This window comes from Spirosoma areae (genome assembly GCF_054781775.1).
Genome location: NZ_BAAGTT010000010.1, coordinates 200,441 through 214,139 on the forward strand (window position 1 = coordinate 200,441; position 13,699 = coordinate 214,139).

General features: G+C 50.6%; 13 protein-coding genes. 3 read left to right on the forward strand and 10 right to left on the reverse strand.

Annotation, left to right across the window (positions count from 1 at the left end):
* Nucleotides 1-126: 126 nt before the first annotated feature.
* Together ACYVI1_RS04495 and rho are read right to left on the reverse strand one after the other, a co-directional pair.
* A complete protein-coding gene (locus ACYVI1_RS04495) occupies nt 127-1,008 on the reverse strand; it encodes a sterol desaturase family protein (protein WP_460907137.1) in 882 nt (293 codons plus the stop codon).
* A gap of 134 nt (nt 1,009-1,142) precedes the next feature.
* On the reverse strand, nt 1,143-3,338 hold the full coding sequence (rho, locus tag ACYVI1_RS04500) for a transcription termination factor Rho (protein WP_460907139.1): 2,196 nt from the start codon (nt 3,336-3,338) through the stop codon (nt 1,143-1,145).
* A gap of 659 nt (nt 3,339-3,997) precedes the next feature.
* Here rho and ACYVI1_RS04505 point away from each other — a divergent pair.
* From ACYVI1_RS04505 to lptC, 3 genes are read left to right on the forward strand one after another with little or no spacing between them, the layout of a single operon-like run.
* Entirely contained in the window at nt 3,998-4,783 is a 786-nt protein-coding gene (locus ACYVI1_RS04505) for a type III pantothenate kinase (RefSeq protein ID WP_460907141.1), read from the forward strand.
* A complete protein-coding gene (locus ACYVI1_RS04510) occupies nt 4,740-6,032 on the forward strand; it encodes a hypothetical protein (protein ID WP_460907144.1) in 1,293 nt (430 codons plus the stop codon). The genes ACYVI1_RS04505 and ACYVI1_RS04510 overlap by 44 nt, the downstream gene beginning before the upstream one ends.
* A 53-nt stretch (nt 6,033-6,085) precedes the next feature.
* Nucleotides 6,086-6,634, forward strand: coding sequence for an LPS export ABC transporter periplasmic protein LptC (gene lptC / locus ACYVI1_RS04515; protein ID WP_460907147.1), 549 nt, complete (start codon nt 6,086-6,088; stop codon nt 6,632-6,634).
* Between the two features lie 71 nt (nt 6,635-6,705).
* Here lptC and ACYVI1_RS04520 read toward each other — a convergent pair whose 3' ends face one another.
* The 8 genes from ACYVI1_RS04520 to ACYVI1_RS04555 all read right to left on the reverse strand — a co-directional run bounded on the left by ACYVI1_RS04520 (nt 6,706) and on the right by ACYVI1_RS04555 (nt 13,687).
* Nucleotides 6,706-7,122 (reverse strand): c-type cytochrome, encoded by a 417-nt coding sequence (locus ACYVI1_RS04520; protein ID WP_460907149.1) that lies wholly within the window; start codon nt 7,120-7,122, stop codon nt 6,706-6,708.
* A complete protein-coding gene (locus ACYVI1_RS04525; RefSeq protein ID WP_460907486.1) occupies nt 7,119-7,727 on the reverse strand; it encodes an SCO family protein in 609 nt (202 codons plus the stop codon). Before ACYVI1_RS04525 ends, ACYVI1_RS04520 begins: the two co-directional genes overlap by 4 nt.
* A 25-nt stretch (nt 7,728-7,752) precedes the next feature.
* Nucleotides 7,753-8,208: a viral A-type inclusion protein gene (locus tag ACYVI1_RS04530; protein ID WP_460907151.1), complete on the reverse strand. Its 456-nt coding sequence runs from the start codon at nt 8,206-8,208 to the stop codon at nt 7,753-7,755.
* A gap of 53 nt (nt 8,209-8,261) precedes the next feature.
* Nucleotides 8,262-9,935 (reverse strand): DNA repair protein RecN, encoded by a 1,674-nt coding sequence (recN, locus tag ACYVI1_RS04535; RefSeq protein WP_460907154.1) that lies wholly within the window; start codon nt 9,933-9,935, stop codon nt 8,262-8,264.
* A gap of 67 nt (nt 9,936-10,002) precedes the next feature.
* Complete coding sequence (gene porD / locus ACYVI1_RS04540; RefSeq protein WP_460907157.1) at nt 10,003-10,908, reverse strand: type IX secretion system protein PorD; 906 nt, start codon at nt 10,906-10,908, stop codon at nt 10,003-10,005.
* Nucleotides 10,909-11,019: 111 nt separating this feature from the next.
* Complete coding sequence (gene coaBC / locus ACYVI1_RS04545; RefSeq protein ID WP_460907160.1) at nt 11,020-12,270, reverse strand: bifunctional phosphopantothenoylcysteine decarboxylase/phosphopantothenate--cysteine ligase CoaBC; 1,251 nt, start codon at nt 12,268-12,270, stop codon at nt 11,020-11,022.
* Nucleotides 12,271-12,411: 141 nt separating this feature from the next.
* Complete coding sequence (locus tag ACYVI1_RS04550; RefSeq protein WP_460907163.1) at nt 12,412-12,726, reverse strand: DNA-directed RNA polymerase subunit omega; 315 nt, start codon at nt 12,724-12,726, stop codon at nt 12,412-12,414.
* 67 nt (nt 12,727-12,793) lie between these two features.
* A complete protein-coding gene (locus tag ACYVI1_RS04555; protein WP_460907166.1) occupies nt 12,794-13,687 on the reverse strand; it encodes an outer membrane protein assembly factor BamD in 894 nt (297 codons plus the stop codon).
* Nucleotides 13,688-13,699: the final 12 nt, after the last annotated feature.

The following is a 13,699-nucleotide window of genomic DNA, read 5'->3' on the forward strand; positions in this document are numbered from 1 at the left end:
GATGCCTTACTAACCTGAAAAACGGCTCTGCTGTTACGTATGTGGTGTTGTCGTAGTGGTGTCAGGTTCTCAAACCTGACAGTTCGCGTCAGCAATTGGTGTCAGGGTTGAGAACCTGATACCACCCTACACCTGTTCGGTAACTTCGTTCCGCTCAGCCCGCAATTGCTTCGTTGTTTTCCGGGACCCGTCGTGGCTCCAGCCTGGCGGGCCAAAAATATAGCCCAGTGCCGACCGCAGCGATCCCGCCCGGCGGATGTCCTGCCCGATAGCGACCCATTCGTGAAACGCAATCCTGACCGGATTGTGGGTGTTGAGGTTAGTCGTCAGGCCATAGGTTGGGCGGGCACCTTCCAACTCGAAGGTGCCGAACATACGGTCCCAGATGATGAGTACGCCCGCATGATTTTTGTCTAAATAGTCGAGATCGGAGCCATGATGCACCCGATGGTGGGAAGGCGTATTGAAAATGAATTCGATGGGTGCCGGAAACTTATTGATGTGTTCGGTATGAATCCAGAATTGATATAACAAACTGATAGACTGCATGGTCATGACAGCCACCGGCGAAAAGCCAAGCAGAGGCAGCCATATCCAGAAAACAAACGAACCGCTAATGTTGCCCGTCCAGTTTTGGCGCAGGGCCGTGCCGAGGTTGTACTTCATGGACGAGTGATGCACCACATGCGATGCCCAGAAGTACCGGCTGCTGTGGCTGATGCGATGGAACCAGTAATAGCTGACATCATCGGCGAAGAACAGAACAACCCACGCCCACCAGTACGTCATATCGACGGTGAATAGCCGAAACTGGTAAACGAGTGAGTAGGCGCCAAACACAAGCACTTTCCCCACAAACCCAACTACCACGTTGCCAATGCCCATTGCCAGACTGCTGGCGGTGTCTTTGGCATCGTAATAATCTTTCTGTTGCCGGGCCGTCACAATCACCTCGGCAACCAGCAGGATAATAAAGCCGGGAATGGCGTACTGAATGAGGTCCTTCATACTTTTTCTGAGTAGTATGCAAATTTAGGCTTTTTTAAACTACAGAGCGCACAGAGAAAAAACGGAGGGCACGGAGAAGTAAAATCTGTGCCCTCCGTTTTTTCTCTGTGCGCTCTGTAGTTTAAAAATTAATTTTACCGGTTCATCGAAGTCAAAAACTCCTCATTATTCCGGGTGCCTTTCAAATGGCCGAGCAGGAAGTCCATGCTTTCCATGGGGTTCATGTCGGCCATGTGTTTCCGCAGAATCCAGACCCGTTGCAGCGTCTCTTTGTCTAACAGCAAGTCCTCCCGGCGCGTACCCGATGCCATAACATCCACAGCCGGATAAACCCGCTTGTTGGCCAATTTACGGTCGAGCTGGAGTTCCATGTTGCCGGTTCCTTTGAATTCCTCAAAAATTACCTCATCCATTTTCGAGCCGGTGTCAATCAGGGCGGTGGCAATGATGGTCAGCGACCCGCCATTTTCCACGTTCCGGGCGGCCCCAAAGAACCGCTTCGGACGGTGCAGGGCGTTGGCATCGACACCACCCGACAGAATTTTCCCCGATGAAGGCACAACCGTGTTATACGCCCGCGCCAGTCGCGTAATCGAATCCAGAAGAATCACTACGTCGTGGCCACACTCGACCATGCGCTTCGCTTTTTCGAGTACCATACTCGACACTTTCACGTGCCGGTCGGCCTGCTCATCAAACGTCGAAGAAATCACTTCGGCGTTTACGCTGCGGGCCATGTCGGTCACTTCCTCCGGGCGTTCGTCAATCAGCAGCACAATCAGATACACCTCCGGGTGGTTCTTCGTAATGGCGTTGGCGATTTCCTTCAGCAGCACCGTTTTACCCGTTTTAGGCTGGGCCACAATCATTCCGCGCTGACCTTTACCGATGGGCGCGAACAGATCCAGCACCCGCGACGAATAGTTTTCGGGTCGGTTACTCAGATGAAGCTGCTCTTCCGGGAACAGGGGGGTCAGGTACTCAAAGGGAATCCGGTCGCGGATTTCCTCGGTAGTCTTGCCATTCACGGTTGAGACGCGCAGCAGGGCAAAATATTTTTCGCCTTCTTTTGGGGGGCGAATGGCTCCCCGCACGGTATCGCCGGTTTTCAGGCCAAACAATTTGATTTGCGAAGGCGAGACATAAATATCATCGGGACTGGCTAAATAATTGTAGTCTGCCGACCGCAGGAAACCATAGCCCCCATCCTGCATAATCTCCAGCACTCCCTCGTTATCAATAATTCCGTCGAATTCGCGAATATGCTGATTATACTGCCGACGAATGCGATTCTGGTATTCCTGGGCTTCACGGGTTGCCGTTGACAGTTGCGGTTGAGCCGATTGCCCAGACTCCGTTTGCTGATTCGTGTCGGTTTCAGCGGGCTGTTCGGGTTGCTCAACGGGCGAATCGATGTCAACGGCTGCTGCCGTCTCACTACCCATCTGAACATTGGCCGCGTTGTCGTCTGTGATAACCGTTGGTGTCAGGAATTCCTCGTCGGGCTGCCCGCCGTAATTCAATCCGGCCTCATCCGTAACCACGCGTTGGGTACGTGGGCGCTGGTCGCGTCGCTGATTACCGTCGCGCGTGTCACGGTCATTTCGCTCCCGGTTGCCGTCAAACCGTTGCCGTCCGCTCGCATCGCGTGATGCCGGCTGATTCGTATCCGGACGGGGGATGCGCTGACGATTTAAATCAGGTCGGGCTGAATTGCCATCGCGGTCGGGCCGGTTGCGGTCATTGCGTGGATTGCCCGATTGAAAAGGCCGTTCGTTCGGGGTTGTACCAGCACTTCCATTGGTTCTGTCCCGAAACGGGGTCGTCCGATCGGGACGTTGTTGGGTTTCGGGGGTGCCTCCATTGGTTACTCCGGCATCTGAAACCGGAGGTGTATCCACCGCAGGCGGGGTCGCATCCGGTTCAGCAGACGGGCTATCGGCAACGACCGGTGTTTCGATTTGAGCTGATGGTGCCGGTGTGTCAACAGATCCATCTGCCTGGTTTTCAGTCCGTTCACGTCGGGCAGGACGCGGTTTGGGGCGGGCGTTGCCTTCTGGGCTTGCTGGTACACTATCGGCTGGGGCGTCGATGGGTGCAGATGCCGGTATGTCAGCAACGGGTCTCGTCCGCTTGCCACGCCGGGGGGGCTCCTCAACGGGAGCGATTTCACTCGTTCCTTCGGGACCTGGCCGAACGGCCTGCTCACCCAATATTTTCAGGATAAGTTTTTCTTTGGTATACTTAGTGGTATCACGAATGCCGAACTCGGCGGCAATGGGTTGAAGCTCGGAAACGAGTTTCAGACTTAATTCTTCCTTGTTATACATAAAGGTCAGGTTAGCAATAAACCTAAAATGAACCGCTTAAGCGGTGGAGATGGAAATTGGGGATTAGTAAACTCAAGAATGGATGTGTTGACGGGTAGGTTGTCAAACCAGGCATAAGCCATAAAATGGGTTACTAAGCAGTAAACCGAACAAACCGCAACAGATTTAAGCAATTAGGTGACGAAAAAAAGTCAAAATATACACTGGGATGATTAGACCTAATCCAAACATAAAGGTCTGGTGAGGCCAGACATGACTATCAAAACGTTTGGAATATGGCGGTGCGATGTTTCGCTGGCTTGCCAATGCGACGATCTGCGTTATTTACGGGCTGCTGCTTCGGAAAATGCTACCTGCCAACCAGATTGGTGACTGCAAAGGTAATCGTTCAATCCGGTTTTGTCAAGAGAACGTTATTCCGTTTAAAATGTTTCCACTTCTGACGTAAAATAATGGAATTAATAACTGCCTGCTTAAAAACTCGATTTATTACTCAACAAAAAGTTTCCCCGTCGTTGTTTGCCGTTACTGACCTGATAAATATACAGGGATTTTGGTAATTTTTTGGTGACTGAACAGGCTCACCGTTAAAAATGCTTAAAACAAAAGATAATGACAAATTTTGTCGTCTGATCTGGCGTTGCCTTTTTTGTACGCGCATGGACTACCAAATAAACGATTCGGACGCCCTGAATTTAGTGATCGACTGGGGCAACTCAAGCTTGAAAACTGGCTGGTTCAAGGGCCAAACCCTTATCGAAACAGGTCGTTATATCTCGTCAGATGCGTTGCTGGCTGATTTGTCTACTCGTTCGGTAGCGCAGGTGCTGGTGTCGTCCACGAGTCGCCCTGCCGAAGAGATGCGCGCCCGGCTAACTCATCTGGGACGTGATTTTCAGATTTTGGATGGTTATACACCCGTACCTATACGTAAGGCGTATGATACACCGACTACCCTCGGCGCCGACCGGGTGGCGGGTGCGGTGGGGGCCGTAACGCTATTTCCGGGGCAGGATTGTGTGGTACTTGACCTGGGCACCTGCCTGACGGCTGACCTGGTCGAGCGGGGGGGCGTGTTTCTGGGCGGGCTGATTTCGCCGGGGCTAACCATGCGTTTTCGGGCCATGCACGAGCAAACAGCCCGTTTACCTCTGGTTGAACCGCCCGTGGACTGGCCCGTCCTGACGGCGAAGAATACGGAACAGGCCATGCAGAGCGGAGCCTTGAATGGCCTGGCGTTTGAGCTGAACGGAATTATCGAAACCTATCGTCGCGAACGACCGGGCGTAGTCGTGCTGGTATGCGGTGGCGATGCGCCCGCCTTTGAAAGTCGCCTGAAACCCCCGATATTTGTAGTGCCCGAATTGGTGCTGATTGGATTGAATCGAATTTTACGCTATAATGTTGAGAATCTACAAGCGAATACGCCAGACGTTAACGCATAGTTTACTGGCTGTTGCCGCAACATCGCCGATGGCATTGGCGCAGGGATTGGGAAATTCTCCCTATTCGGCTCTGGGCATTGGTGAGCTATACAGCCAGGGCAATGTAACAAACATGGGGATGGGCGGGGTAGGCATTAGCCATGCCAGTTCGTTCTACCTGAATTTACAAAATCCGGCTCTGCTGGCCCGACGAACGCGCTTCACCGTGTTTGAAGTGGGGTTAATCGGTCAATCGAACGGTATCAGCCAAAACATTAGCAATAGCCTTAGAAGCCAGAACAGCACGGCCGGTAACCTGGGTTATCTGGCGCTGGCGGTGCCGGCCAATTCGCGCTGGAATATATCGCTGAGTCTACGGCCCTATACCTTCGTAAATTACAATACCCAGCAGTTTTTGCCAGTGCCGGGCACGAATTTTCGGGCATTATACAACTACGAGGGGCGCGGAGGGTTGAACAAAGTTACCTTTGCCAATGGTGTGCGCGTCACGAAGAATGTGTATGCGGGTGTTGAAGCGTCCTTTCTATTTGGTAACATAACCAACTCATCGAGTGCGCTTGTACAAACGGGCAGTAGCAGCGATGTGCCCGTAACGCTCTTGAATCGGGTTAACTACAGCGACATCGTCTGGAAATTAGGCGCTGCGTGGCGGCCTAAACTGAGTGAAACCTGGTCGTTAAACCTCGGTGCCACGTATGATCCGCAAACCCGCATTCGGGCAACTCAAACCGACATCTATCAGAAAGATAATCTGGGGGCTGTAGCCGATACCATTCGGCTAAACTCTGACGGCAAGGCTACCTTGCCGCAGCAACTACACGTTGGGCTTAGCCTTGAGAAAACTAATACCCTGCTGGTGGGTGTGGATGTTGGCTTTCAGCAATGGAACCAGTTTCGCACGGCTGATAACCGGCCCGGCAACCTGTCGGATGGCCTGACCATTTCAACAGGGGTGGAGTTTACTCCGAAACCGACCTCGAATCGCTACCGCGACCTGATTACCTACCGGGCCGGTTTTCAGTATAGCCGACTGCCGTATCAGGTGGCCGGAACTCAGATTAACGACATCAATGGTAGCCTGGGGCTGTCCCTACCGTTGGGCGCTTATTTGGTGAATCACGTCTCCTTAGCCGTGGTGGCCGGGCAACGGGGTGTATTAACCGGCAATCAGCTTCGTGAACGGTATGTGCGGGTGGCCTTAGGTTTCTCGCTCAACGACTGGTGGTTCCGCAAACAGGTGGTAGATTAAAAAATAGGTAATGCATAATGAAGAATGAACAATGTGGAGTGAGAACCGGACGAATGAGCCGTGCTTTCTATTATGCATTATACACTGTTCATTGGTCATTCCTTTTCCTGGGGTGCGGAGAGCCGAAGCAGGTTAGGAAAGCAATACAATTTAGTGGGCCAATTGAGGAAATCAATGAGGTGAAGCTACTCTACAGCGAGGCCGCTGTTGTAAAGGTTAAACTGATAACGGCGAAACAATTTCGGTATCTGAACGACGACCGAAAATACCCCAAACCCGTCAATATTGTGTTTTATGGCCCCACTGGTGAGGAGGTAACCACCATTCGGTCTGACTCCGGCCGCTATGATAAGGCCAAAGATTTGTATGTGGTGATGGGGCATGTCGTCGTCATTAACAAGCAAAAGCAGGAAAAACTTCTCTCGCCCGAACTGACCTGGAATCCGGCTACCAAGAAAGTCTACACACACAAACGAGTGACGGTGTTAAGCCAGTTGACCGGCGAAAAACTCTACGGCATTGGCCTGGATGCCAACCAGGATTTTACCCAGTACTCCATTCGCAAGCCAACGGGCGTCTTTAACATCGAAGGTGGATTTTAAACAAACATAGTTGCTGGTCAAGAATCATTAGTCGTCAGTAGTACCCGTTGCTGATGACTCTTGACCAGTACCTATTTCTTACACCTCTCCAGAACTGGCGTGACGTCTTTTACGCTAATCAGCTTTTTTTTTCCTCCCCATTCATTATAGATGTACGTCACTAATTCGGCTACTTCGAGGTCGCTCAACCGCGGTTGAGCGGGCATGGGTCGATTGTATGGCTTGCCATTCACAACGATAGGCCCCTGTTGACCATAACGAATCAGGCAAATGACGGCTTCTTTATTGACTAAATAATCGGAGTTGGCCAGGGGCGGGTAGAGTGCAGCCAATCCTTCTCCTTTGGACTGATGGCAGTTGGCACAATTATTTTTATAGACCAGAATGCCCTCGGTAATGTACCGCTGCCGTTTAAGTTCTTCCTCACTCTGGCAGGAAACAAAGAAAACTACAGAAAGAACGGCCAGAAAACTGGTAAATCGCATCATGGTTTATAGTCGGCCAGGAGCCGATCCATATCGTTCATTAACTTATCAACACCAGCCTCGGTTGTGCCGTCGTAGATGCCCCGAATATGTTTGGCTTTATCGACCAGAATAAAGGCGCCACTGTGAACCACGCCCCCCGGCGCCGATTCGTCGGCCTGCGCCGTGACCATATAGCTGGTTTGCCCGATGTCGTAAATCTTCTCCCGGTCGCCCGTCACAAACAACCATTGCCTGCCCGTAACGCCGAGATTCTGGGCGAACTCCTTTAGCACAGCCACTGAATCGTGGGCCGGGTCGATGGTGTGCGAGAGCAGCATAACGTTGGGGTTTCCGTTGAATCGTTCGTAAACCCGCTTTAACTGCACCTTCATTTTGGGGCAAATCGTTGGGCAACTCGTGAAAAAGAAATCAGCTACGTAGATTTTATTGTCGAACGTTTTGGCTGTTACGGTATCGCCATACTGACTGATAAAGCTGAAATCAGGGATAGCCTGATACACCGAATCGGTCACGGTTTTACCATCGACAACCTTCGTAATCGCTTCGCGCTGGCCCAGAATGGGGAGTTTATCCGTCGTTGACGAATCACAACCTGCCAACATCATGGCTAAACCGACCAGCAGGTAAATGCTACTTTTTATCCAGGAATTGTTTAGCCTGCTCAATGCTGGTATTGAATTTTGTTTGAACATCGGTCACTTTATCTTTTTGATCGGCCAGGTACCGCAGCGCGTCTTCCGCCGATAGTTTAGCGAGAGTATCCCCGTTATAGCGGTACATCCAGTCACTCATCAGGCTATCGGCGATCGTTAGGTTGCGTCTTAGTCGGTGGGCTTGTTCTTTCTCTTCCTCTACACGAATCGTCGCCGTCGATGGGCCACTGGCCCTCAGACTATCTAATGTAACGATGCGCTGAGCCAGTTGCTTTTTCAACTTCATGACATCACTCATTCTGGGCATCACCTTGTCATGAATGGCAAAGACCTCATTCTCCGCTTCTTTTAGGGCGTCCTGACCAGAATTACAGGACCAGAAAACGCCCCCGGTGGCCAACAACCCGGCGACTGCAAACGTAAATTTGTTCATAGAGTAGTGAAAGGAATTGGGTAATTGGTTAGTGTATGGCAGCTTATTATCCATCACTTTGCGGTTACAGGAGCGCGTTGTTTGAGGATTTCGCGGGCGTTTTTGAGGGCGCTGGGCGATGGATTTTTGCCGCCAATCATCTGGGCAATTTCAGTAATGCGCTCGTCGAGCGTAAGTTTTTTGATACGGCTTACGGTTTTGGCCGCTGAATGATCTTTATAAACGAAATAATGCGCTGTACCCTGCCCGGCAATCTGATGGAGGTGGGTAATGGCAATAAGCTGGTGATTATGCGCCATATCGCGCATCATGTTCCCCATCTTGATGGCAATTTCGCCCGAAACGCCGGTATCAATTTCATCGAAGATAATGGTTGGCAACGACCGTTTATTGGCCAGGATATATTTAATCGCCATCATCAGCCGCGAAAATTCACCGCCAGAGGCAACATTTTTCAACTGTTGTGGCTTAACCCCCTTGTTCGCACTGAACAGAAATGAAAGGGTATCGATGCCCGTTGGTGTCGGTTTGTTTGTCTCGGTTTTAATGGCCAAAGACGCATTTGGCATACCCAGATCCTGAAGCAGGCCACCTATTTCAGCTTCGATAGGCGGTAGAACAGCCTGCCGCGAAGCCGATAATGCACTGGCACTGGCTAAGAGCTGCTCACGGGCAGCTTCCGTCTGGGTTTTGGCATCGGCAAGTGCATCGTCCAGATTGAGTACTTTGCTCACTTTTTGTCCTAATTCACTCCGCAGGACAATAAGGGCGGCAACATCCTTTACCTGATGTTTGATCTGGAGTTGGTAAATTAGATTCAACCGTTCGCGGATGGTTTCAGCGCGGCTGTCATCGACCTCAACATGGTCCTGCTTGGCGCTGATTTCATCGGCCAGGTCGCGCAGTTCGATTAGGGTGCTTTGTGCCCGTTGTTGTAGTTGCTCATACTGATCCGACAATTTACTAATATAGGCCAGATTGCTGACCGCGCCTTTTAAAAAGTCAATAACCGACTGCTCTGGGTTGTCTAAATATTCATAGGCTAACTGTAGTCGCTCCTTAATTTCCTCGGCGTTTTCGAGAATGGTCAACTCCTGCTCAAGCGATTCCTGCTCATTCGGCTGGAGGTGCGCCTTAGTAAGCTCTTCGTACAGAAAATTGTTATAATCAAATTCTTTCCGCATCGCCGACGCTTCGGTAAGCAGTTGATCATACGCTGTTTTTTTTGCACGATAGGTCTGGTAATCAGTGCGATATACTCGTAGATGGCTGTCGTTTTGGGCGTAGGTATCAACGATTTCCAATTGATACTCGTTTGAACCAAGCAGGACAGAATCGTGCTGCGAGTGAATGTCCATCAATTGGCTCGTTATTCGCCGGAGCGTTTCAAGATTCACCGGGGTATCGTTGACGAACGCCCGCGATTTGCCACTCACGCTAATCTCCCGACGGACGATGCACGTATTGGAATAATCTAATTCTTCTTCGTCAAAAATACGTTCGATGGCATAGCCCGACACGCCAAATGTGCCTTCGATAACGCATTTCTGTTCTGGATTGTACAGCACCCGTGTATCGGCCCGATTGCCCAGCAACAGGCCAATGGCTCCCAACAGGATTGACTTCCCGGCTCCGGTTTCGCCCGTGATGATATTTAACTCACGGTCGGGCGTGAGTTCGAGTTCATCAATAAGCGCGTAATTTTTTATGAGTAAATGCGACAGCATAGAGGCAATTCCTTACGTATCTAACATCGGTTGTTGGTGAGCGGTTCAGGAATTTATGACTCGCCGGTCAATAAATTAATTTCCGGTAATTTTCGGTTTTGGACGGGTCTAAATAGGATAGCAGATCGAACGCTCGCTGACGCTCTGTTGCTGTTCCTTCGTAAAGGATGTTGTACAATTCCTGCGATTTGGCATCGAAAAACGAATTGATTAACACCGAGTTAGGAAGTTGCAGGCCAATTGTCCGAATGGTTGTGAGGAGATCGAGTGTCTGTTTACGAACCTGCACCGGATTGGCTGCAAAAATGTCTAACCCTAAGCGATGATAGGTGTAAATGCCTTCGCGAAGAGGAATTAACTGCTGGTTTTGCAAATTCTCGACTAACCAGTACCGGTTCCGTCGGTCGCCCCCCGCTTGCCAGGCTCCATTGGGCGACCCCTGTTGTGCCAGGTTGGTAATGGTGTAGGCCCGCTGGATAAACGGGTTACCACCCTGTTTACTGAACGTATCGTAATCGACGGCCAGAATCACATTGGCATAGTAGGCCAGCAGAGAAGTTAAATCATCGGAAAACTGATTTTCCCGAAAATAAACGGGCGTTGTGGGCAAATACACGAAGTTAAATGCTCTGTCCACATAACTAAAGACCGTTGTCTGGTAGTTGGTGCCATACACGGGCCTGGTTACAGTGATCTGGGCAGTCGCTTCAAAAACACCCTGGGTGACTGATTTCACCAGATTGATGGTTAATGAACAGTTAATCCGCTCCGAAACTGCAAACTGGTCGTTGCTCCATCGCCGGTTATTCATAAACTCGGTAATGATACCCTTCAACTGGTTCACATAGGAAAAATCAGTTTTCTGCTGGGCAAACAACTGATCGGAGTTAATTGTCACTTCGCAGTTCAGTTCCTGCGCCCGCGCCGGACTAATCAGGAAACTCAATAGTAGCAGAACCAGTATTGTTCTCATTGTTGTAGTGAAGCGGACGGTCCGCCGTTGCGCGGGACCGCCCGTGCGGTAGAAGCCCGCGATTATGAATCGGAAAAGCGCGGGTGAAACCCGTGTTGTTCAACACGGAAGTCAGGAAACCGCTAATTTGTTCCTAATTAAACTGACCAAATCCTGGGCAATTTCGTCCTTCGATTTCAAGGCAAATTCGTAGGTTTGCTCGTCTTTGTCAATAACGGTGATCTTGTTCGTATCGTGCCCGAAGCCAGCTCCGGCATCGCGCAGTGAGTTAAGCACAATCCAGTCCAGATTCTTCGCCCGTAGTTTTTTCAGCGCGTTCTCGAGTTCGTTATCCGTTTCGAGCGCAAAACCCATTAATATTTGTCCGGGGTGCTTCTGGCTGCCCAGGGTGGCCGCAATATCCGTCGTTTTTGTCAACTCAAGAGCAAATGCCACTTCTTTTTTCTTGATCTTCCGGTCGGCGGGATGGGCAGGTGTGTAATCAGCGACGGCCGCACTCAGCACAACAATGTCAGATTCGTCAAAAGCAGCCTGGGCGGCCTCGAACATGTCCTGGGCCGAGCGCACATCAATACGCCGGATAGCCGGGTCGGGGAGGGGCAACGCCGTTGGGCCACTCACCAGTGTAACATGGGCACCCGCCAGTGCAAACGCTTTGGCAATAGCGTAGCCCATTTTTCCGGTGGAGTGGTTGCTGATGTACCGCACCGGGTCAATCGGTTCCTGCGTAGGCCCGGCGGTTAACAGCACGCGCTTTCCAGCCAATAATCCCTCATGCTCCCTACTCCCTGCCGGAATGCCGTACCACCCGCGCCAAAAAGATTCCAGGGCCTGCACAATGGTTTCGGGTTCGGCTAACCGGCCCTCACCCACCAACCCGCTGGCCAGTTCGCCATGCCCGGTCTGGATAATGTGGTTGCCAAACGAGGTAAGCCGACGCAGGTTTTCTACCGTTGTTGGGTGGTGATACATGTCGACGTCCATTGCCGGGGCGAAAAAGACCGGACACCGGGCCGACAAATAAACCGCCGACAGCAGATCGTCGCATAAGCCGTTGGCGCACCGAGCAAGGGTATGTGCCGATGCAGGAGCAATCACCACGACATCGGCCCAAAGGCCCAGGTCAACGTGGTTGTTCCAGCTACCATCGCCAGCGTGTTTGCCTGCGCTGTCGACAAACGCCGATAGAACGGGCCGTTTTGACAGCGTAGCCAATGTAAGGGGCGTAATGAATGCTTTTGCCGACTCTGTCATGACAACCTGAACCTCTGCTCCGGCCTTCACCAGAAGCCGTACCAGTACCGCCGATTTATAAGCCGAGATACTGCCAGTGACACCAAGAAGAATTCGTTTACCCCTCACGAGTGAGAACAGTTTAATGGTTCAGGTCTTATAGTCCATTCGGGGACCTGAACTATGGAACATGGAAGCTGAAACGTCCTAAAACACTAAAAACCGCACGGTATAGGCCATGCGGTTATAAAAAGTGGCAAATAGCCGACCTTACGGCTGAGGCTCTTCGTCGTTATAACGCCAGTAGACCTTACCCTCCAGAAACTCGTCTGTTGCAATGGAAGTTGGCTTGGGCATCCGCTCGTAAAACTTCGAGATTTCGATTTGTTCGCGGTTTTCAAAGACTTCTTCGAGGTTATCAACCGCTGAAACAAACTCCGAGAGTTTGTTGCTCAGCTCCTCTTTATTTTTCGAGGCAATTTGCCGGGCACGCTTGGAAATGATCGATACCGATTCGTACAGATTGCCGGTATGTCCCGCAATTTTATCGCTGTTGCGGGTAATAATGGATTGATTTGTAGCCATGTATTGATTTACGATTTACGATTTACGATGTATGATTTATGAGGTACCTCAATTCATACATCGTACATCAATTTGCTGCCGTCACTTTGGCGGGGGGACTCTTTAATTTTTCTTTTTCTTTCTCGCGATCCTGTTCCAGCTTATCCAGGCGGTCAATCTCTTTCTGGCTGGTTTCGAACATTTTTTCCGACTGTTTCAGGAATGTGCTGTTGGGGTACTTATCCACAAACGCCTGATGATAACTGATAGCTTCCTGGTAACGTTCCTTCTGCTTGGTTTCGAGACTGTTCTGAGCTAAGCTGAATTCGGCATCTACTTTCAGGAAGGCCAATTCTTCGTTGTATTGCGAATCGGGAAACTCCCGCTGAAAATTATTGATGGCAATAACCGACGATTTATAGGATGCAATGTTAAATCCACTGGTTTTATAATACAGTTTCGCTTTCTCGTAGGCTTTTCGCTCCAGTTTGCCGCGTAGTTCCAGAATCAGCTTGGTTGATTCTTCTTTGTACTTACTGTCGGGATAGGCATTGATGAAATCCTGTAAGGCAGATGTCGCCGTTAGCGTATTCGACTGGTCGAGGTTAAAGGCGGGCGTATCCTTATAGAGTGAATAGGCGTACATATACATGGCTTCCTGCGCGTATTCGGACCGGGCAAATGTCTCATAAAACTTTTTGAACAGCGTGGCGCTCAGCAAATACTGTTGCTGCTGATACTGCGTGTAGGCGTAGTAAAACTGGGCCATCTCCGATTCGGTGCTGCCTTTCAGCACCGGAATCAACTCTTCAAATAACAGACCAGCGCGATACCAGTCCCCTTTTTTGTAGTACTCAACGGCTCCTTTGTATTTTTCGTCATCGCTTCCACTTTTCTGCAATTTCGAGAACGGACTACATGACCCCAGTAGAAAGACGACCCAAACTCCCAGCAGAACCTTACCAATATGACGGTGTTGCATATGCTTGCAAAG